General features: G+C 64.9%; 27 protein-coding genes. All 27 read left to right on the top strand.

Annotation, left to right across the window (positions count from 1 at the left end; translation table 11 throughout):
- Positions 1–307: 307 nt before the first annotated feature.
- The 27 genes from rpsL (at position 308) to OG430_RS20905 (ending at position 17,044) form a co-directional block, all read left to right on the top strand.
- Complete coding sequence (rpsL, locus tag OG430_RS21035; protein WP_007265893.1) at positions 308–679, top strand: 30S ribosomal protein S12; 372 nt, start codon at positions 308–310, stop codon at positions 677–679.
- Between the two features lie 2 nt (positions 680–681).
- Positions 682–1,152, top strand: a complete 471-nt coding sequence (rpsG, locus tag OG430_RS21030; protein WP_119286186.1) for a 30S ribosomal protein S7 — start codon at positions 682–684, stop codon at positions 1,150–1,152.
- Positions 1,153–1,191: 39 nt separating this feature from the next.
- A complete protein-coding gene (gene fusA, locus OG430_RS21025; RefSeq protein ID WP_327354094.1) occupies positions 1,192–3,318 on the top strand; it encodes an elongation factor G in 2,127 nt (708 codons plus the stop codon).
- Positions 3,319–3,471: 153 nt separating this feature from the next.
- The gene (gene tuf / locus OG430_RS21020) at positions 3,472–4,665 is read left to right on the top strand and encodes an elongation factor Tu (protein ID WP_327354093.1); all 1,194 of its coding nucleotides are present in this window, start codon (positions 3,472–3,474) and stop codon (positions 4,663–4,665) included.
- 512 nt (positions 4,666–5,177) lie between these two features.
- Positions 5,178–5,486, top strand: a complete 309-nt coding sequence (gene rpsJ, locus OG430_RS21015) for a 30S ribosomal protein S10 (protein WP_003948644.1) — start codon at positions 5,178–5,180, stop codon at positions 5,484–5,486.
- Between the two features lie 14 nt (positions 5,487–5,500).
- Positions 5,501–6,145, top strand: coding sequence for a 50S ribosomal protein L3 (rplC, locus tag OG430_RS21010; RefSeq protein WP_327354092.1), 645 nt, complete (start codon positions 5,501–5,503; stop codon positions 6,143–6,145).
- 7 nt (positions 6,146–6,152) lie between these two features.
- Positions 6,153–6,806 carry a 50S ribosomal protein L4 gene (gene rplD, locus OG430_RS21005; RefSeq protein ID WP_327354091.1) on the top strand — a complete coding sequence of 218 codons (654 nt, stop codon included), beginning with the start codon at positions 6,153–6,155 and terminating at the stop codon, positions 6,804–6,806.
- On the top strand, positions 6,806–7,126 hold the full coding sequence (rplW, locus tag OG430_RS21000; protein WP_327354090.1) for a 50S ribosomal protein L23: 321 nt from the start codon (positions 6,806–6,808) through the stop codon (positions 7,124–7,126). Before rplD ends, rplW begins: the two co-directional genes overlap by 1 nt.
- Before the next feature lie 39 nt (positions 7,127–7,165).
- Positions 7,166–8,002 (top strand): 50S ribosomal protein L2, encoded by an 837-nt coding sequence (gene rplB / locus OG430_RS20995; RefSeq protein WP_327354089.1) that lies wholly within the window; start codon positions 7,166–7,168, stop codon positions 8,000–8,002.
- A gap of 12 nt (positions 8,003–8,014) precedes the next feature.
- Entirely contained in the window at positions 8,015–8,296 is a 282-nt protein-coding gene (gene rpsS, locus OG430_RS20990) for a 30S ribosomal protein S19 (RefSeq protein ID WP_327354088.1), read from the top strand.
- A 41-nt stretch (positions 8,297–8,337) separates the two neighbouring features.
- Positions 8,338–8,685, top strand: coding sequence for a 50S ribosomal protein L22 (gene rplV / locus OG430_RS20985; protein ID WP_111663849.1), 348 nt, complete (start codon positions 8,338–8,340; stop codon positions 8,683–8,685).
- Positions 8,685–9,527, top strand: coding sequence for a 30S ribosomal protein S3 (gene rpsC / locus OG430_RS20980; protein WP_327354087.1), 843 nt, complete (start codon positions 8,685–8,687; stop codon positions 9,525–9,527). The genes rplV and rpsC overlap by 1 nt, the downstream gene beginning before the upstream one ends.
- Before the next feature lie 5 nt (positions 9,528–9,532).
- Positions 9,533–9,952, top strand: a complete 420-nt coding sequence (rplP, locus tag OG430_RS20975; protein WP_327354086.1) for a 50S ribosomal protein L16 — start codon at positions 9,533–9,535, stop codon at positions 9,950–9,952.
- Positions 9,952–10,176 carry a 50S ribosomal protein L29 gene (gene rpmC, locus OG430_RS20970; protein ID WP_161692945.1) on the top strand — a complete coding sequence of 75 codons (225 nt, stop codon included), beginning with the start codon at positions 9,952–9,954 and terminating at the stop codon, positions 10,174–10,176. The genes rplP and rpmC overlap by 1 nt, the downstream gene beginning before the upstream one ends.
- On the top strand, positions 10,176–10,460 hold the full coding sequence (gene rpsQ / locus OG430_RS20965; RefSeq protein WP_327354085.1) for a 30S ribosomal protein S17: 285 nt from the start codon (positions 10,176–10,178) through the stop codon (positions 10,458–10,460). Before rpmC ends, rpsQ begins: the two co-directional genes overlap by 1 nt.
- 102 nt (positions 10,461–10,562) lie before the next feature.
- Positions 10,563–10,931 (top strand): 50S ribosomal protein L14, encoded by a 369-nt coding sequence (gene rplN, locus OG430_RS20960; RefSeq protein WP_327354084.1) that lies wholly within the window; start codon positions 10,563–10,565, stop codon positions 10,929–10,931.
- Positions 10,932–10,933: 2 nt separating this feature from the next.
- Positions 10,934–11,257 (top strand): 50S ribosomal protein L24, encoded by a 324-nt coding sequence (rplX, locus tag OG430_RS20955; protein ID WP_100594879.1) that lies wholly within the window; start codon positions 10,934–10,936, stop codon positions 11,255–11,257.
- On the top strand, positions 11,257–11,814 hold the full coding sequence (rplE, locus tag OG430_RS20950; protein WP_020132628.1) for a 50S ribosomal protein L5: 558 nt from the start codon (positions 11,257–11,259) through the stop codon (positions 11,812–11,814). The genes rplX and rplE overlap by 1 nt, the downstream gene beginning before the upstream one ends.
- 5 nt (positions 11,815–11,819) lie before the next feature.
- Positions 11,820–12,005 carry a type Z 30S ribosomal protein S14 gene (locus OG430_RS20945; RefSeq protein ID WP_003956452.1) on the top strand — a complete coding sequence of 62 codons (186 nt, stop codon included), beginning with the start codon at positions 11,820–11,822 and terminating at the stop codon, positions 12,003–12,005.
- Positions 12,006–12,217: 212 nt separating this feature from the next.
- Positions 12,218–12,616: a 30S ribosomal protein S8 gene (gene rpsH / locus OG430_RS20940; protein WP_030221010.1), complete on the top strand. Its 399-nt coding sequence runs from the start codon at positions 12,218–12,220 to the stop codon at positions 12,614–12,616.
- A gap of 21 nt (positions 12,617–12,637) precedes the next feature.
- Positions 12,638–13,177 carry a 50S ribosomal protein L6 gene (gene rplF / locus OG430_RS20935; protein ID WP_327354083.1) on the top strand — a complete coding sequence of 180 codons (540 nt, stop codon included), beginning with the start codon at positions 12,638–12,640 and terminating at the stop codon, positions 13,175–13,177.
- Between the two features lie 3 nt (positions 13,178–13,180).
- On the top strand, positions 13,181–13,564 hold the full coding sequence (gene rplR / locus OG430_RS20930) for a 50S ribosomal protein L18 (RefSeq protein ID WP_327354082.1): 384 nt from the start codon (positions 13,181–13,183) through the stop codon (positions 13,562–13,564).
- A gap of 41 nt (positions 13,565–13,605) precedes the next feature.
- On the top strand, positions 13,606–14,211 hold the full coding sequence (gene rpsE, locus OG430_RS20925; RefSeq protein WP_096625060.1) for a 30S ribosomal protein S5: 606 nt from the start codon (positions 13,606–13,608) through the stop codon (positions 14,209–14,211).
- On the top strand, positions 14,211–14,390 hold the full coding sequence (gene rpmD, locus OG430_RS20920) for a 50S ribosomal protein L30 (protein ID WP_327354080.1): 180 nt from the start codon (positions 14,211–14,213) through the stop codon (positions 14,388–14,390). Before rpsE ends, rpmD begins: the two co-directional genes overlap by 1 nt.
- Before the next feature lies 1 nt (position 14,391).
- Positions 14,392–14,847 (top strand): 50S ribosomal protein L15, encoded by a 456-nt coding sequence (gene rplO, locus OG430_RS20915; protein WP_327354079.1) that lies wholly within the window; start codon positions 14,392–14,394, stop codon positions 14,845–14,847.
- A 224-nt stretch (positions 14,848–15,071) separates the two neighbouring features.
- Positions 15,072–16,385 (top strand): preprotein translocase subunit SecY, encoded by a 1,314-nt coding sequence (secY, locus tag OG430_RS20910; RefSeq protein ID WP_327354078.1) that lies wholly within the window; start codon positions 15,072–15,074, stop codon positions 16,383–16,385.
- The gene (locus OG430_RS20905) at positions 16,385–17,044 is read left to right on the top strand and encodes an adenylate kinase (protein WP_327354077.1); all 660 of its coding nucleotides are present in this window, start codon (positions 16,385–16,387) and stop codon (positions 17,042–17,044) included. The genes secY and OG430_RS20905 overlap by 1 nt, the downstream gene beginning before the upstream one ends.
- Positions 17,045–17,069: the final 25 nt, after the last annotated feature.

The raw sequence follows: 17,069 nt of genomic DNA, 5'->3' as shown, positions 1-17,069 counted from the left end.
CAGGGCGGTCACCCCTCGCGGGGTGGCCGCCCTGTGACATATGTTGCGAGCAGGTGTGTCCTGCGCGTGTGCATTTGTTTTGACCGCAGCCAATACGGTAGGTACGCTCTGACCTTGTGCCTGGGGTGTGCCTGGGCTCCCGTGCGTGCCCATAGTCCGCGCGGTGAGTTCCTCGAAAAGGCCGCACCGCAATCTGCGCCCCTCCTCGCCCTACGGCGGGAGTCTGCAGTATTCGACACACCCGACCGCGTGGGTCGGCGATGTGTTCCAGGTTAGCTTTATACGGCACACAGAAACCGGAGAAGTAGTGCCTACGATCCAGCAGCTGGTCCGGAAGGGCCGGCAGGACAAGGTCGAGAAGACTAAGACCCCGGCCCTCGAGGCTTCGCCTCAGCGTCGCGGCGTCTGCACGCGTGTGTTCACCACCACCCCGAAGAAGCCGAACTCGGCGCTCCGGAAGGTCGCGCGTGTGCGCCTGACCTCCGGCATCGAGGTCACGGCGTACATCCCGGGTGAGGGGCACAACCTGCAGGAGCACTCCATCGTGCTCGTGCGTGGCGGTCGTGTGAAGGACCTGCCGGGTGTTCGCTACAAGATCATCCGTGGTGCGCTCGACACCCAGGCGGTCAAGAACCGCAAGCAGGCCCGCAGCCGCTACGGCGCCAAGAAGGAGAAGTAGAAATGCCTCGTAAGGGCCCCGCCCCGAAGCGCCCGGTCATCATCGACCCGGTCTACGGTTCTCCTCTGGTGACCTCGCTCATCAACAAGGTGCTGCTGAACGGCAAGCGCTCCACCGCCGAGCGCATCGTGTACGGCGCCATGGAGGGCCTGCGCGAGAAGTCCGGCAACGACCCGGTCATCACGCTGAAGCGCGCGCTTGAGAACATCAAGCCGACCCTCGAGGTCAAGTCCCGCCGTGTCGGTGGCGCCACGTACCAGGTGCCGATCGAGGTCAAGCCCGGTCGCGCCAACACCCTCGCGCTGCGCTGGCTCGTCGGTTACTCCCGCGCCCGCCGCGAGAAGACCATGACCGAGCGCCTGACGAACGAGCTGCTCGACGCCTCCAACGGCCTCGGTGCTGCCGTGAAGAAGCGCGAGGACACGCACAAGATGGCCGAGTCCAACAAGGCCTTCGCGCACTACCGCTGGTAGTCGCAACCCACATCGAGACCGAGAGAAGACTGAGCCGATATGGCTACCACTTCGCTTGACCTGGCCAAGGTGCGCAACATCGGCATCATGGCTCACATCGACGCGGGCAAGACGACCACCACCGAGCGGATCCTGTTCTACACCGGCGTTTCGTACAAGATCGGTGAAGTCCACGACGGCGCTGCCACGATGGACTGGATGGAGCAGGAGCAGGAGCGCGGCATCACGATTACGTCCGCCGCGACGACCTGCCACTGGCCGCTCGAGGACGTCGACCACACGATCAACATCATCGACACCCCCGGGCACGTCGACTTCACCGTTGAGGTGGAGCGCTCCCTGCGTGTGCTCGACGGCGCTGTGACGGTGTTCGACGGCGTGGCCGGCGTCGAGCCGCAGTCCGAGACTGTCTGGCGTCAGGCGGACCGCTACGGCGTTCCGCGCATCTGCTTCGTCAACAAGCTCGACCGCACCGGTGCTGAGTTCCACCGCTGCGTCGACATGATCGTGGACCGCCTCGGCGCGACCCCGATCGTGATGCAGCTGCCCATCGGTGCCGAGGCCGACTTCCAGGGTGTCGTCGACCTCGTCACGATGAAGGCGTACGTCTGGTCGGCCGAGGCCGCCAAGGGCGAGGCCTACGACACCGTCGACATCCCCGCCACGCACACCGAGGCTGCCGAGGAGTACCGCGGCAAGCTGCTCGAGGCCGTCGCGGAGAACGACGAAGAGATCATGGAGCTGTACCTTGAGGGCCAGGAGCCCTCGGTGGAGCAGCTGTACGCCGCGATCCGTCGTATCACCATCGCCTCGGGCAAGGGTGGCGAGACCACCGTCACCCCCGTGTTCTGCGGTACCGCGTTCAAGAACAAGGGCGTTCAGCCCCTGCTCGACGCGGTCGTGCGCTACCTGCCGTCTCCCCTGGACGTCGAGGCCATCGAGGGCCACGACGTGAAGGACCCGGAGAAGGTCGTCTCGCGCAAGCCGTCGGAGGACGAGCCGCTGGCCGCCCTCGCGTTCAAGATCGCGAGCGACCCGCACCTGGGCAAGCTCACCTTCATCCGGATCTACTCCGGTCGCCTGGAGGCCGGCACCGCGGTGCTGAACTCCGTCAAGGGCAAGAAGGAGCGCATCGGCAAGATCTACCGCATGCACGCGAACAAGCGTGAGGAGATCGAGTCGGTGGGCGCCGGCGACATCGTCGCCGTCATGGGCCTGAAGCAGACCACCACCGGTGAGACGCTGTGCGACGACAAGAACCCGGTCATCCTGGAGTCCATGGACTTCCCGGCGCCGGTCATTCAGGTCGCGATCGAGCCCAAGTCCAAGGGTGACCAGGAGAAGCTGGGTGTTGCCATCCAGCGTCTCGCGGAGGAGGACCCCTCCTTCCAGGTCCACTCGGACGAGGAGACCGGCCAGACCATCATCGGTGGTATGGGCGAGCTTCACCTCGACGTCCTCGTCGACCGCATGCGTCGCGAGTTCAAGGTCGAGGCCAACGTCGGCAAGCCTCAGGTCGCTTACCGCGAGACGATCCGCAAGGCCGTCGAGCGTCACGACTACACCCACAAGAAGCAGACCGGTGGTACCGGTCAGTTCGCCAAGGTGCAGATCGCGATCGAGCCGATCGAGGGCGGCGACGCCTCGTACGAGTTCGTGAACAAGGTCACCGGTGGCCGTATCCCGCGGGAGTACATCCCGTCGGTGGACGCCGGTGCGCAGGAGGCCATGCAGTTCGGCATCCTGGCCGGCTACGAGATGACGGGCGTCCGCGTCACGCTTCTCGATGGTGGCTACCACGAGGTCGACTCCTCCGAGCTCGCGTTCAAGATCGCCGGTTCGCAGGCCTTCAAGGAGGCCGCGCGCAAGGCAAGCCCCGTTCTGCTCGAGCCGATGATGTCCGTTGAGGTCACCACGCCCGAGGACTACATGGGCGACGTCATCGGCGACATCAACTCCCGCCGTGGCCAGATTCAGGCCATGGAGGAGCGCAGCGGCGCCCGCGTCGTGAAGGGCCTCGTGCCGCTTTCGGAGATGTTCGGCTACGTCGGAGACCTCCGCAGCAAGACCTCGGGTCGCGCAAGCTACTCGATGCAGTTCGACTCCTACGCCGAGGTTCCCCGGAACGTCGCCGAGGAGATCATCGCGAAGGCCAAGGGCGAGTAACTCAACCGAGTTCACGCTTTAGGCTTGTCACCGGAGCCTGCTGGGGCATTCCGTCCGATTCCGTGACGGAGTGCCCCGGGCCCCGGCATCCCAGCAAAGATCACCTGGCGCCGATGAGTAAGGCGTACCAGAACCACTCCACAGGAGGACCCAGTGGCGAAGGCGAAGTTCGAGCGGACTAAGCCGCACGTCAACATCGGCACCATCGGTCACATCGACCACGGTAAGACGACCCTCACGGCCGCCATTACCAAGGTGCTGCATGACGCGTACCCGGACCTGAACGAGGCCTCGGCCTTCGACCAGATCGACAAGGCTCCTGAGGAGCGCCAGCGCGGTATCACGATCTCGATCGCGCACGTCGAGTACCAGACCGAGGCGCGTCACTACGCCCACGTCGACTGCCCCGGTCACGCGGACTACATCAAGAACATGATCACGGGTGCCGCGCAGATGGACGGCGCGATCCTCGTGGTTGCCGCCACCGACGGCCCGATGCCGCAGACCAAGGAGCACGTGCTCCTGGCCCGCCAGGTCGGCGTTCCCTACATCGTTGTCGCCCTGAACAAGGCCGACATGGTGGACGACGAGGAGATCCTGGAGCTCGTCGAGCTCGAGGTTCGTGAGCTTCTCTCCGAGTACGAGTTCCCGGGCGACGACCTTCCGGTCGTCAAGGTCTCGGCGCTCAAGGCCCTTGAGGGCGACAAGGAGTGGGGCCAGACCGTCCTCGACCTGATGAAGGCCGTCGACGAGAACATCCCGCAGCCCGAGCGTGACGTCGACAAGCCGTTCCTGATGCCGATCGAGGACGTCTTCACGATCACCGGTCGTGGCACCGTCGTCACCGGTCGTATCGAGCGTGGTGTCCTCAAGGTCAACGAGACCGTCGACATCATCGGCATCAAGACCGAGAAGACCACCACCACGGTCACCGGCATCGAGATGTTCCGCAAGCTGCTCGACGAGGGCCAGGCCGGTGAGAACGTCGGTCTGCTCCTCCGTGGCATCAAGCGCGAGGACGTCGAGCGCGGCCAGGTCATCATCAAGCCGGGTTCGGTCACCCCGCACACCGAGTTCGAGGCGCAGGCGTACATCCTGTCCAAGGACGAGGGCGGCCGTCACACGCCGTTCTTCAACAACTACCGTCCGCAGTTCTACTTCCGTACGACTGACGTGACCGGTGTTGTGACCCTCCCCGAGGGCACCGAGATGGTCATGCCCGGTGACAACACCGAGATGACCGTCAACCTCATCCAGCCCGTCGCGATGGAAGAGGGCCTGAAGTTCGCCATCCGTGAGGGTGGCCGGACCGTCGGCGCCGGCCAGGTCACCAAGATCAACGCCTGATCTAGGTCCTGACCTGGTAGCTCTGTGAGCTACAGCTCAAACTGAAGCCCCCGTACACCTCGTGTGTGCGGGGGCTTCGGCCTTCGTGGCCTCGTTGCGGGTTTGACAAGGCCCGCCCGAGGGGTACGCTTCCGGGCCCGATTGGCGCCCGACGCAACCCATATGGCACACTGTCCAGGTTGCTCGGTTGAGTGCCGATGCTGCGCGCCTCCCGCCGGGAGGACCGGAAGCGAGTCCCACAGTACTCGTCGCCCCATCTGCCGTAAGGCAGCGCTGGGGCGGACGTACGGGAATCTTCCGGGAAGTGTCAGCGGGGTGCCTCTTCCAGGCACCCGGTGGGTGTTCTTCCCCCCGGACCCGCGGTCATTGCAGGCCGCAGCCCCCTAGCAGGGAAATCCTTCGGGATATTCATGTCGACGGGACTGCGACACGCCCGACCGCGTGGGTCGGAGGAAGAGTCAAGAGAACCCCCGGGTTCCAGAGCGTTTCGAGAGACAGGACTACTAGTAGCCATGGCGGGACAGAAGATCCGCATCCGGCTCAAGGCCTACGACCACGAGGTCATCGATTCCTCGGCGAAGAAGATCGTCGAGACGGTGACGCGTACTGGTGCGTCGGTCGCGGGCCCGGTGCCGCTGCCCACTGAGAAGAACGTGTACTGCGTCATCAAGTCGCCGCACAAGTACAAGGACTCGCGCGAGCACTTCGAGATGCGCACGCACAAGCGCCTGATCGACATCCTCGACCCGACCCCCAAGACCGTTGACTCGCTGATGCGCCTGGACCTTCCGGCCGGCGTTGACATCGAGATCAAGCTCTGAGAGGCGTCGAGAAGATGGCAAAGCAGATCAAGGGCGTCCTGGGCGAGAAGCTCGGCATGACCCAGGTCTGGGACGAGAACAACCGTGTCGTCCCGGTGACCGTTGTCAAGGCCGGGCCCTGCGTCGTTACCCAGGTCCGTACGAACGACATCGACGGCTACGAGTCGGTCCAGATCGCCTTCGGCGAGATCGACCCGCGCAAGGTGAACAAGCCCCTCAAGGGTCACTTCGCCAAGGCCGACGTGACCCCGCGCCGCCACCTGGTGGAGCTCCGTACCTCCGGTGCCAGCGAGTACACGCTGGGCCAGGAGATCACTGCCGAGGTGTTCGAGTCCGGCGTCAAGGTTGACGTCACGGGCAAGAGCAAGGGCAAGGGCTTCGCCGGTGTCATGAAGCGCCACAACTTCAAGGGTGGCAAGGCGTCCCACGGTGCCCACCGTGTGCACCGTATGCCCGGTTCCATCGGTGGCTGTGCCACCCCCGGCCGTGTCTTCAAGGGCATGCGCATGGCGGGTCGCATGGGCAACGAGCGGGTCACCACCCAGAACCTGACCGTTCACGCCGTTGACGCGGAGAAGGGCCTGCTCCTGATCAAGGGCGCAGTTCCCGGTCCGAACGGTGGCCTCGTCCTGGTCCGCACTGCGGCCAAGGGGGTTTGAGGAACCGATGAGCACCATTGACATCCTTTCGCCGGCAGGCGACAAGGCCGGGACGGTCGAGCTCCCCGCGGAGATCTTCGACGTCGAGAAGATCAGCATCCCGCTGATCCACCAGGTCGTTGTCGCCCAGCTGGCCGCTGCCCGACAGGGCACGCACAAGACCAAGACCCGCGGCGAAGTCCGTGGTGGTGGCAAGAAGCCTTACCGCCAGAAGGGCACCGGCCGCGCGCGCCAGGGTTCTACCCGTGCGCCGCAGTTCGCCGGCGGTGGCGTGGTCCACGGCCCTCAGCCGCGTGACTACTCGCAGCGGACCCCGAAGAAGATGAAGGCCGCGGCCCTGCGCCACGCCCTCACCGACCGGGCCCGTCACAACCGCATCCACGTCGTGTCCGGCGTGGTCGAGGGCGACATCTCCACCAAGGCCGCCAAGACCCTCCTGGGCAAGGTCAGCGAGCGCAAGAACCTGCTCCTGGTCATCTCCCGCGAGGACGAGGCGTCGCTGCTGTCCGCTCGCAACCTGCCCCAGGTGCACATCCTGGAGCCGGGCCAGCTGAACACGTACGACGTGCTCGTTTCGGACGACGTGGTCTTCACCAAGGCCGCCTTCGACTCCTTCGTCGCTGGCCCCCAGGCCGCTGAGACCGAAGGGAGCGAGGGCTGATGTCTGAGGCCACCGTTACCAGCAAGACCTTCTCGGACCCGCGCGACATCCTCGTCAAGCCGGTTGTCTCGGAGAAGAGCTACGCGCTGCTCGACGAGAACAAGTACACGTTCATCGTCGCGCCCGGCTCCAACAAGACGCAGATCAAGCAGGCCGTCGAGGCGGTCTTCAAGGTCAAGGTCACCGGGGTCAACACGATCAACCGTCAGGGCAAGCGGAAGCGTACGCGCACCGGTTTCGGCAAGCGTGCCGACACCAAGCGCGCCATCGTGACCCTCGCTGAGGGCGACCGTATCGACATCTTCGGCCAGGCCTCCTAACGGAGCGCCCTGGTCCGAATATCGGACGAGGACTGAGAAATGGGAATCCGCAAGTACAAGCCGACTACGCCGGGCCGTCGTGGCTCCAGCGTCGCCGACTTCGTCGAGATCACGCGGTCCACGCCGGAGAAGTCGCTGGTCCGCCCGCTGCACAGCAAGGGCGGCCGTAACAACACCGGTCGTGTGACCGTCCGCCACCAGGGCGGTGGCCACAAGCGCGCCTACCGAGTGATCGACTTCCGTCGTCACGACAAGGACGGCGTGCCGGCGAAGGTCGCGCACATCGAGTACGACCCCAACCGCACCGCGCGCATCGCGCTGCTGCACTACGCGGACGGCGAGAAGCGTTACATCATCGCCCCCCGCGGACTGTCGCAGGGTGACCGGATTGAGAACGGCCCCACGGCCGACATCAAGCCCGGCAACAACCTGGCGCTGCGCAACATCCCGGTCGGTACGACCATCCACGCCATCGAGCTGCGGCCCGGCGGCGGCGCGAAGTTCGCCCGCTCCGCGGGTGCCTCCGTGCAGCTGCTCGCGAAGGAAGGCGCCATGGCGCACCTTCGTATGCCGTCCGGTGAGATCCGTCTGGTCGACGTCCGCTGCCGCGCCACTGTTGGCGAGGTCGGCAACGCCGAGCAGTCGAACATCAACTGGGGCAAGGCCGGCCGCATGCGCTGGAAGGGCGTCCGCCCGACCGTGCGTGGTGTCGTGATGAACCCGGTCGACCACCCGCACGGTGGTGGTGAAGGCAAGACCTCCGGTGGACGTCACCCGGTCTCGCCGTGGGGCAAGAAGGAGGGTCGTACTCGTGATCGCAACAAGGCGAGCAACAAGTACATCGTCCGCCGCCGCAAGTCGAACAAGAAGCGCTAGGAGCGGGTTTAGATGCCGCGCAGTCTCAAGAAGGGGCCCTTCGTCGACGACCACCTGATCAAGAAGGTGGACGTACAGAACGAAGCAGGCACCAAGAACGTCATCAAGACCTGGTCCCGGCGCTCGATGATCATCCCGGCCATGCTGGGACACACCATCGCGGTGCACAATGGCAAGATCCACATCCCGGTGTTCGTCACCGAGTCGATGGTCGGCCACAAGCTCGGCGAGTTTGCGCCGACCCGCACCTTCCGCGGCCACGTCAAGGACGACCGCAAGTCGAAGCGCCGCTAAGGCGGGGTGCGAAGACTATGAACGACACCGAAGGGACAACCATGGAAGCCAGGGCCCAGGCGCGGTACATCCGCGTCACGCCCATGAAGGCCCGCCGAGTGGTGGACCTCATCCGTGGCATGGATGCCACGGAGGCTCAGGCGGTCCTGCGCTTCGCCCCGCAGGCCGCGAGCGTGCCGGTTGGCAAGGTGCTGGACAGCGCCATCGCCAACGCTGCACACAACTACGACCACCCGGACGCTTCTTCGCTGTTCATCAGTGAGGCGTTTGTGGACGAGGGTCCGACCCTGAAGCGGTTCCGTCCGCGTGCTCAGGGCCGTGCCTACCGGATCCGTAAGCGGACCAGCCACATCACCGTGGTCGTCAGCAGCAAGGAAGGAACCCGGTAATGGGCCAGAAGGTAAACCCGCACGGGTTCCGGCTCGGCATCACCACGGACTTCAAGTCCCGGTGGTACGCCGACAAGCTGTACAAGGACTACGTCAAGGAAGACGTCGCCATCCGTCGGATGATGACGTCCGGCATGGAGCGCGCCGGCATCTCGAAGGTTGAGATCGAGCGCACCCGTGACCGTGTGCGTGTGGACATCCACACCGCGCGTCCCGGCATCGTCATCGGCCGCCGTGGCGCCGAGGCCGACCGCATCCGCGGTGACCTCGAGAAGCTCACGGGCAAGCAGGTCCAGCTGAACATCCTCGAGGTCAAGAACCCCGAGACCGACGCTCAGCTGGTTGCTCAGGCCGTTGCGGAGCAGCTGTCCTCCCGCGTCTCCTTCCGTCGGGCCATGCGTAAGAGCATGCAGTCCGCCATGAAGGCCGGCGCCAAGGGCATCAAGATCCAGTGTGGTGGCCGTCTCGGCGGCGCCGAGATGTCCCGCTCGGAGTTCTACCGCGAGGGCCGTGTGCCCCTGCACACGCTCCGTGCGAACGTCGACTACGGCTTCTTCGAGGCCAAGACGACCTTCGGCCGTATCGGCGTGAAGGTCTGGATCTACAAGGGCGACGTCAAGAACATCGCCGAGGTCCGCGCCGAGAACGCTGCGGCCCGTGCGGGTAACCGCCCGGCCCGTGGTGGCGGCAACGACCGTCCGGCCCGTGGTGGCCGTGGTGGCGAGCGTGGCGGCCGCGGCCGCAAGCCGCAGCAGCAGTCCGCGCCGGCTGCCGAGGCCCCCAAGGCCGAGGCTCCCGCCGCCGCTGCCGCTCCGGCTGAGAGCACCGGAACGGAGGCCTGACCGAAATGCTGATCCCCCGTAGGGTCAAGCACCGCAAGCAGCACCACCCGAAGCGCAGCGGTATGTCCAAGGGTGGCACGCAGGTTGCGTTCGGCGAGTACGGCATTCAGGCCCTCACGCCGGCGTACGTGACGAACCGTCAGATCGAGGCCGCTCGTATCGCCATGACGCGTCACATCAAGCGTGGCGGCAAGGTCTGGATCAACATTTACCCGGACCGCCCCCTCACCAAGAAGCCTGCCGAGACCCGCATGGGTTCCGGTAAGGGTTCCCCGGAGTGGTGGGTCGCCAACGTCAAGCCCGGACGCGTGATGTTCGAGCTGTCGTACCCCAACGAGAAGACCGCGCGTGAGGCGCTGACTCGTGCGGCTCACAAGCTGCCGATGAAGTGCAAGATCGTTAAGCGCGAGGCAGGTGAAGTGTGATGTCGGCCGGTACCAAGGCGTCCGAGCTCCGTGAGCTCGGCAACGAGGAGCTTGTCGCCAAGCTTCGTGAGGCCAAGGAAGAGCTGTTCAACCTCCGCTTCCAGGCGGCGACGGGACAGCTCGAGAACCACGGCCGGCTCAAGGCCGTCCGCAAGGACATCGCCCGGGTCTACACCCTCATGCGTGAGCGTGAGCTCGGCATCGAGACGGTGGAGAACGCCTGATGAGCGAGAAGACTGTGACTGAAGAGACTGCCGCCCGCGGCTTCCGCAAGACCCGTGAGGGTCTCGTCGTCAGCGACAAGATGGACAAGACCGTCGTCGTCGCTGTCGAGGACCGCGTCAAGCACGCGCTGTACGGCAAGGTCATCCGCCGTACGAACAAGCTCAAGGCGCACGACGAGCAGAACGCTGCCGGCGTCGGCGACCGCGTCATCATCATGGAGACGCGTCCGCTGTCCTCGACCAAGCGTTGGCGCATCGTCGAGATCCTCGAGAAGGCCAAGTAATTCCTGCGGGGTATCCCGCAGGACAGTTCCGCCAGGCTCGGCAGGGGCCCCTCGTAAGAGGAAGGCCCCTGCCGGGAACCGGCAGACGATCAGGAGATAGACGTGATCCAGCAGGAGTCGCGGCTCAAGATCGCCGATAACACCGGTGCGAAGGAAATCCTTTGCATCCGTGTTCTCGGTGGCTCGGGTCGCCGCTACGCGGGCATCGGCGACGTCATCGTCGCCACCGTCAAGGACGCGATCCCCGGCGGCAACGTGAAGAAGGGTGACGTCGTCAAGGCGGTCATCGTTCGCACCGTCAAGGAGCGCCGCCGTCCGGACGGCTCGTACATCCGCTTCGACGAGAACGCCGCCGTCATTCTGAAGAACGACGGCGACCCTCGCGGCACCCGTATCTTCGGCCCGGTGGGCCGTGAGCTGCGCGAGAAGAAGTTCATGAAGATCATCTCGCTCGCGCCGGAGGTGCTGTAAGCATGAAGATCAAGAAGGGCGACCTGGTACAGGTCATCACCGGTAAGGACAAGGGCAAGCAGGGCAAGGTCATCGCGGCCTTCCCCCGCGAGGACCGCGTCCTGGTCGAGGGTGTCAACCGGGTCAAGAAGCACACGAAGGCCGGCCCGACCGCCAGCGGTTCGCAGGCTGGTGGCATCGTCACGACCGAGGCGCCCGTCCACGTCTCCAACGTCCAGCTGGTCGTTGAGAAGGACGGCAACAAGGTTGTCACGCGCGTCGGTTACCGCTTCGACGACGAGGGCAACAAGGTTCGCGTTGCCAAGCGGACGGGTGAGGACATCTGATGGCTACCACCACGACTCCGCGTCTCAAGACGAAGTACCGCGAGGAGATCGCGGGCAAGCTGCGTGAGGAGTTCTCGTACGAGAACGTCATGCAGATCCCCGGTCTCGTCAAGATCGTGGTCAACATGGGTGTCGGCGACGCCGCCCGTGACTCGAAGCTCATGGACGGTGCCGTCCGTGACCTGACCACGATCACCGGTCAGAAGCCGGCCATCACCAAGGCCCGCAAGTCCATCGCGCAGTTCAAGCTGCGTGAGGGCCAGCCGATCGGTGCGCACGTCACCCTCCGTGGCGACCGCATGTGGGAGTTCCTGGACCGCACCCTGTCGCTCGCGCTTCCGCGCATCCGCGACTTCCGTGGTCTCTCCCCGAAGCAGTTCGACGGCCGTGGCAACTACACCTTCGGTCTCACCGAGCAGGTCATGTTCCACGAGATCGACCAGGACAAGATCGACCGCGTCCGGGGTATGGACATCACCGTGGTCACCACGGCGACCAACGACGCTGAGGGCCGCGCGCTCCTTCGTCACCTCGGCTTCCCGTTCAAGGAGGCGTAAGCGAGATGGCGAAGAAGGCTCTTATTGCCAAGGCTGCTCGTAAGCCCAAGTTCGGTGTGCGCGCCTACACCCGCTGCCAGCGTTGTGGCCGCCCGCACTCCGTGTACCGCAAGTTCGGCCTTTGCCGCGTGTGCCTTCGTGAGATGGCTCACCGTGGCGAGCTGCCGGGCGTGACCAAGAGCTCCTGGTAATCCCTGTAATTCAGGGCATTACCGGACGCTCTCGGTAAGTATTTGGTTGGCGGGGCCCTCCCTCACATGCCGTAGGCTTGTGGGGTTGGGCGCCCGCCGTCCATACCGACTTACTACGCCGTAGGTCCCCGCACCGCACCCGTCCCGCCACTGAGTGGGGAGAGGGATGGCGCATACAGGAAACCCCGGCGAGAGAGGCCGAAGGCCAATTCATGACCATGACTGATCCGATCGCGGACATGCTGACTCGTCTGCGTAACGCGAACTCGGCGTACCACGACACCGTGGCGATGCCGCACAGCAAGATCAAGTCGCACATCGCGGAGATCCTCCAGCAGGAGGGCTTCATCACCGGCTGGAAGACCGAGGATGCCGAAGTCGGCAAGAACCTCGTTCTCGAGCTGAAGTTCGGACCGAACCGTGAGCGCTCCATTGCGGGCATCAAGCGGATTTCGAAGCCGGGTCTGCGCGTGTACGCGAAGTCCACCAACCTGCCGAAGGTCCTCGGTGGCCTGGGCGTGGCGATCATCTCCACGTCCCACGGTCTCCTGACCGGCCAGCAGGCAGGCAAGAAGGGCGTAGGTGGGGAAGTCCTCGCCTACGTCTGGTAGTCGGGAACGGAGGAATAGCTAATGTCGCGTATTGGCAAGCTCCCCATCACGGTTCCCGCCGGCGTGGACGTCACCATCGACGGCCGTACGGTCTCGGTCAAGGGTCCCAAGGGCACCCTTTCCCACACCGTGGTCGCGCCGATCGAGGTTGGTAAGGACGAGAACGGCGTCGTGAACGTCACCCGTCCCAACGACGAGCGTCAGAACAAGGCCCTGCACGGCCTGTCCCGCACGCTGGTGGCGAACATGATCACCGGCGTGACCGAGGGTTACGTGAAGAAGCTCGAAATCAGCGGTGTCGGTTACCGCGTCCTGGCGAAGGGCTCCAACCTGGAGTTCTCGCTCGGCTACAGCCACCCGATCATGGTCGAGGCGCCCGAGGGCATCTCGTTCAAGGTCGAGTCGCCCACCAAGCTGTCTGTCGAGGGCATCGACAAGCAGAAGGTCGGCGAGGTTGCGGCCAACATCCGCAAGCTGCGCAAGCCCGACCCGTACAAGGCCAAGGGCGTCAAGTACGAAGGCGAAGTCATCCGCCGCAAGGTCGGAAAGGCGGGTAAGTAAGCCATGGCATACGGTGTCAAGATTGCTAAGGGCGACGCTTACAAGCGTGCTGCCATCAAGCGTCGTCACATCCGGATCCGTAAGCACATCTCGGGTACGGCCGAGCGTCCGCGCCTGGTCGTGACGCGCTCCAACCGCAACATCATCGCCCAGGTGATCGACGACGTTAAGGGTCACACCCTGGCGTCGGCGTCCACCCTGGACACGACGATCCGCGGTGGCGAGGGCGACAAGTCCGCGCAGGCCAAGCAGGTCGGTGCCCTGGTCGCCGAGCGTGCCAAGGCTGCCGGCGTCGAGGCTGTCGTATTCGACCGTGGTGGCAACCAGTACGCCGGGCGCATCGCCGCCCTGGCGGACGCCGCCCGCGAAGCCGGACTCAAGTTCTGAGTCGGTTCCGTAGCTAGCGGAAACAGAGAGAGGTAATTCCAATGGCTGGACCCCAGCGCCGCGGAAGCGGTGCCGGTGGCGGCGAGCGGCGGGACCGGAAGGGTCGCGACGGTGGCGCATCTGCCGCCGAGAAGACCGCCTACGTTGAGCGCGTTGTCGCGATCAACCGCGTTGCCAAGGTTGTGAAGGGTGGTCGTCGCTTCAGCTTTACCGCGCTGGTCGTGGTAGGCGATGGTGACGGCACCGTCGGTGTCGGATACGGCAAGGCCAAGGAAGTTCCCGCGGCCATCGCCAAGGGCGTTGAAGAGGCCAAGAAGAACTTCTTCAAGGTCCCGCGTATCCAGGGCACCATTCCGCACCCGATCCAGGGTGAGAAGGCTGCGGGCGTCGTCCTGCTGAAGCCTGCTTCCCCCGGTACCGGCGTTATCGCCGGTGGCCCGGTGCGTGCCGTGCTCGAGTGCGCCGGCGTTCACGACATCCTGTCGAAGTCCCTGGGCTCCGACAACGCGATCAACATCGTGCACGCGACCGTGGCGGCCCTCAAGGGCCTGCAGCGTCCCGAGGAGATCGCGGCTCGCCGTGGTCTGCCCCTCGAGGACGTCGCTCCCGCGGCTCTTCTCCGTGCGCGTGCCGGGGCTGGTGCGTAATGGCACAGCTCAAGATCACGCAGGTGAAGTCGTACATCGGTAGCAAGCAGAACCACCGCGACACCCTGCGTTCCCTTGGTCTCAAGGGAATCAACACGCAGGTCGTCAAGGAGGACCGTCCCGAGTTCCGCGGAATGGTGCACACCGTCCGCCACCTCGTGTCGGTTGAGGAGGTCTGAGATGGCGGAGAACAACCCGCTGAAGGTCCACAACCTCCGTCCTGCCCCGGGCGCCAAGACCGCCAAGACCCGTGTGGGTCGTGGTGAGGCGTCCAAGGGTAAGACTGCTGGTCGTGGTACCAAGGGCACCAAGGCCCGTTACCAGGTTCCGGAGCGCTTCGAGGGCGGGCAGATGCCCCTCCACATGCGTCTCCCGAAGCTCAAGGGCTTCAAGAACCCGTTCAAGACCGAGTTCCAGGTCGTGAACCTCGACAAGCTGGCCGCGCTCTACCCCGAGGGTGGCGAGGTCACGGTCGAGGGTCTGGTCGAGAAGGGTGCTGTTCGCAAGAACAGCCTCGTCAAGGTCCTGGGCCAGGGCGAGATCACCGTGGCGCTGCAGGTTTCGGTTGACGCCGTTTCCGGCTCCGCCAAGGAGAAGATTGCTGCCGCAGGCGGCACCGTCACCGAGCTCATCTGAGCTTGTTGACTTGAACGACCCCACCGGGGATGCCTCACATATGGGGCATCCCCGGTTGGTCGTTCCAAGGGGGGCACGGTCGCCGGTAAGGTGGCGTGCACTTGCTACTTTCCGCGCGGTCTGCCCGTACGGGCCGTCCGCGCGGTTCCTTGCCGTATACGTATTCGTCGATCCTCAAGACCGTCACCCTCTGACGCAGTAGCGCGGGGGTCGCAGGAGGCACCGTGCTCACCGCGTTCGCCCGTGCGTTCAAAACGCCCGACCTGCGCAAGAAGTTGCTCTTCACGCTCGGCATCATCGTGATCTACCGGCTCGGTGCCCATATCCCGGTCCCCGGTATCAGCTACACGAACGTGCAAATCTGCATGAAGGAGGCCAAGACAGAAGGCGGCCTCCTCAGCCTGGTGAACATGTTCAGTGGTGGTGCGCTGCTGCAGATCACGATCTTCGCGCTCGGCATCATGCCGTACATCACGGCGAGCATCATCCTCCAGCTCCTGACCGTGGTCATTCCGCGGCTCGAGGCGCTGAAGAAGGAAGGCCAGTCGGGCCAGACCAAGATCACGCAGTACACGCGTTATCTGACGGTCGCGCTCGCGATTCTGCAGGGCACCGGCCTCGTGGCCACCGCCCGCAGCGGCACCCTATTCAGTGGTTGCGCAGTAGCCGGCGAGATCGTGCCGGATCAATCGATCTTCACCACCGCTGTCATGGTGGTCACGATGACGGCCGGTACGGCCGTCGTCATGTGGCTCGGTGAGCTGGTCACCGACCGCGGCATCGGCAACGGCATGTCGATCATGATGTTCATCTCGATCGCCGCCGGCTTCCCGGGCGCCCTCTGGGCCATCAAGGAGGGCGGCAAGCTCGCGGACGGCTGGATCGAGTTCGGGACCGTCGTCCTCGTCGGCCTCTTCATGGTCGGCCTGGTGGTCTTCGTCGAGCAGGCCCAGCGCCGTATCCCGGTGCAGTACGCGAAGCGCATGATCGGCCGCCGTTCCTACGGCGGTACGTCGACGTACATCCCGCTCAAGGTGAACCAGGCCGGTGTGATCCCGGTCATCTTCGCCTCGTCGCTGCTCTACATCCCAGCGCTCATCGTCCAGTTCTCCGGCTCGCAGTCGGGCTGGGCGCGGTGGGTGAACAGGAACCTGGTGCCGCCGGACGCCGGTGTGCACATCGCTCTGTACTTCCTGTTGATCGTGTTCTTCGCCTTCTTCTACGTGGCTATCTCGTTCAACCCCGAGGAAGTCGCGGACAACATGAAGAAGTATGGTGGCTTCATCCCGGGCATCCGGGCTGGCCGACCGACCGCCGAGTACCTGAGCTACGTACTCAACCGGATCACCTGGCCGGGGTCGCTGTATCTGGGCCTGATCGCTCTTGTGCCGACGATGGCGTTGGCAGGCTTCGGTGCGAACCAGAACTTCCCGTTCGGCGGGACGAGCATCCTGATCATCGTGGGTGTGGGTCTGGAAACCGTGAAGCAGATCGAGAGCCAGCTCCAGCAGCGTAATTACGAAGGGTTCCTCCGCTGATGCGTATCGTCCTTGTCGGGCCGCCCGGTGCGGGCAAGGGAACGCAGGCCGCGTTCCTTGCCAAGAACCTGTCGATTCCGCACATCTCCACGGGCGACCTCTTCCGCGCCAACATCAGCCAGGGCACGCCCCTCGGCGTGCAGGCCAAGTCGTACATGGACGACGGTCAGCTCGTGCCCGACGAGGTCACCATCGGCATGGCCAAGGACCGCATGGAGCAGCCGGACGCCGAAGGCGGATTCCTGCTCGACGGCTTCCCGCGCAATCTGTCGCAGGCCGAGGCACTCGACGAGATCCTCAAGGCCGACGGCCAGCAGCTGGACGCGGTGCTCGACCTGGAGGTCCCCGAGGACGAGGTGGTCAAGCGGATCGCCGGCCGCCGGATCTGCCGCAAGGACGGTTCGCACGTCTTCCACGCGACGTACAGCCCGCCGCAGACCGAGGGTGTCTGCGACACCTGCGGTGGCGAGCTCTACCAGCGTGCCGACGACAGCGAGGAAACGGTTCGCACCCGTCTCGAGGTCTACCACCGCGAGACCGAGCCGATCATCGACCACTACCGGGCCCAGGGCCTGGTGGTCACGATCTCCGCGCTCGGCAGCGTCACCGATGTGACGGGGCGGGCGATGGATGCGCTGAAGAAGCCCGCGCAGGACTGACCTGCGCAGTTTGTACGTGGGGTAC

Source organism: Streptomyces sp. NBC_01304, assembly GCF_035975855.1.
Taxonomy (GTDB): domain Bacteria; phylum Actinomycetota; class Actinomycetes; order Streptomycetales; family Streptomycetaceae; genus Streptomyces.
The sequence above is the reverse complement of the archived record's forward strand: the minus strand, read 5'-3'. Positions and strand labels throughout refer to the sequence as shown.

What these genes read in the sequence shown, in the direction of transcription:
- rpsG (WP_119286186.1), top strand. Translation starts at nt 682, where the DNA reads ATGCCTCGTAAGGGCCCCGCCCCGAAGCGCCCGGTCATCATCGACCCG.
- fusA (WP_327354094.1), top strand. Translation starts at nt 1,192, where the DNA reads ATGGCTACCACTTCGCTTGACCTGGCCAAGGTGCGCAACATCGGCATC.
- rpsJ (WP_003948644.1), top strand. Translation starts at nt 5,178, where the DNA reads ATGGCGGGACAGAAGATCCGCATCCGGCTCAAGGCCTACGACCACGAG.
- rplC (WP_327354092.1), top strand. Translation starts at nt 5,501, where the DNA reads ATGGCAAAGCAGATCAAGGGCGTCCTGGGCGAGAAGCTCGGCATGACC.
- rplD (WP_327354091.1), top strand. Translation starts at nt 6,153, where the DNA reads ATGAGCACCATTGACATCCTTTCGCCGGCAGGCGACAAGGCCGGGACG.
- rplW (WP_327354090.1), top strand. Translation starts at nt 6,806, where the DNA reads ATGTCTGAGGCCACCGTTACCAGCAAGACCTTCTCGGACCCGCGCGAC.
- rplB (WP_327354089.1), top strand. Translation starts at nt 7,166, where the DNA reads ATGGGAATCCGCAAGTACAAGCCGACTACGCCGGGCCGTCGTGGCTCC.
- rpsS (WP_327354088.1), top strand. Translation starts at nt 8,015, where the DNA reads ATGCCGCGCAGTCTCAAGAAGGGGCCCTTCGTCGACGACCACCTGATC.
- rplV (WP_111663849.1), top strand. Translation starts at nt 8,338, where the DNA reads ATGGAAGCCAGGGCCCAGGCGCGGTACATCCGCGTCACGCCCATGAAG.
- rpsC (WP_327354087.1), top strand. Translation starts at nt 8,685, where the DNA reads ATGGGCCAGAAGGTAAACCCGCACGGGTTCCGGCTCGGCATCACCACG.
- rplP (WP_327354086.1), top strand. Translation starts at nt 9,533, where the DNA reads ATGCTGATCCCCCGTAGGGTCAAGCACCGCAAGCAGCACCACCCGAAG.
- rpmC (WP_161692945.1), top strand. Translation starts at nt 9,952, where the DNA reads ATGTCGGCCGGTACCAAGGCGTCCGAGCTCCGTGAGCTCGGCAACGAG.
- rpsQ (WP_327354085.1), top strand. Translation starts at nt 10,176, where the DNA reads ATGAGCGAGAAGACTGTGACTGAAGAGACTGCCGCCCGCGGCTTCCGC.
- rplX (WP_100594879.1), top strand. Translation starts at nt 10,934, where the DNA reads ATGAAGATCAAGAAGGGCGACCTGGTACAGGTCATCACCGGTAAGGAC.
- rplE (WP_020132628.1), top strand. Translation starts at nt 11,257, where the DNA reads ATGGCTACCACCACGACTCCGCGTCTCAAGACGAAGTACCGCGAGGAG.
- OG430_RS20945 (WP_003956452.1), top strand. Translation starts at nt 11,820, where the DNA reads ATGGCGAAGAAGGCTCTTATTGCCAAGGCTGCTCGTAAGCCCAAGTTC.
- rpsH (WP_030221010.1), top strand. Translation starts at nt 12,218, where the DNA reads ATGACCATGACTGATCCGATCGCGGACATGCTGACTCGTCTGCGTAAC.
- rplF (WP_327354083.1), top strand. Translation starts at nt 12,638, where the DNA reads ATGTCGCGTATTGGCAAGCTCCCCATCACGGTTCCCGCCGGCGTGGAC.
- rplR (WP_327354082.1), top strand. Translation starts at nt 13,181, where the DNA reads ATGGCATACGGTGTCAAGATTGCTAAGGGCGACGCTTACAAGCGTGCT.
- rpsE (WP_096625060.1), top strand. Translation starts at nt 13,606, where the DNA reads ATGGCTGGACCCCAGCGCCGCGGAAGCGGTGCCGGTGGCGGCGAGCGG.
- rpmD (WP_327354080.1), top strand. Translation starts at nt 14,211, where the DNA reads ATGGCACAGCTCAAGATCACGCAGGTGAAGTCGTACATCGGTAGCAAG.
- rplO (WP_327354079.1), top strand. Translation starts at nt 14,392, where the DNA reads ATGGCGGAGAACAACCCGCTGAAGGTCCACAACCTCCGTCCTGCCCCG.
- OG430_RS20905 (WP_327354077.1), top strand. Translation starts at nt 16,385, where the DNA reads ATGCGTATCGTCCTTGTCGGGCCGCCCGGTGCGGGCAAGGGAACGCAG.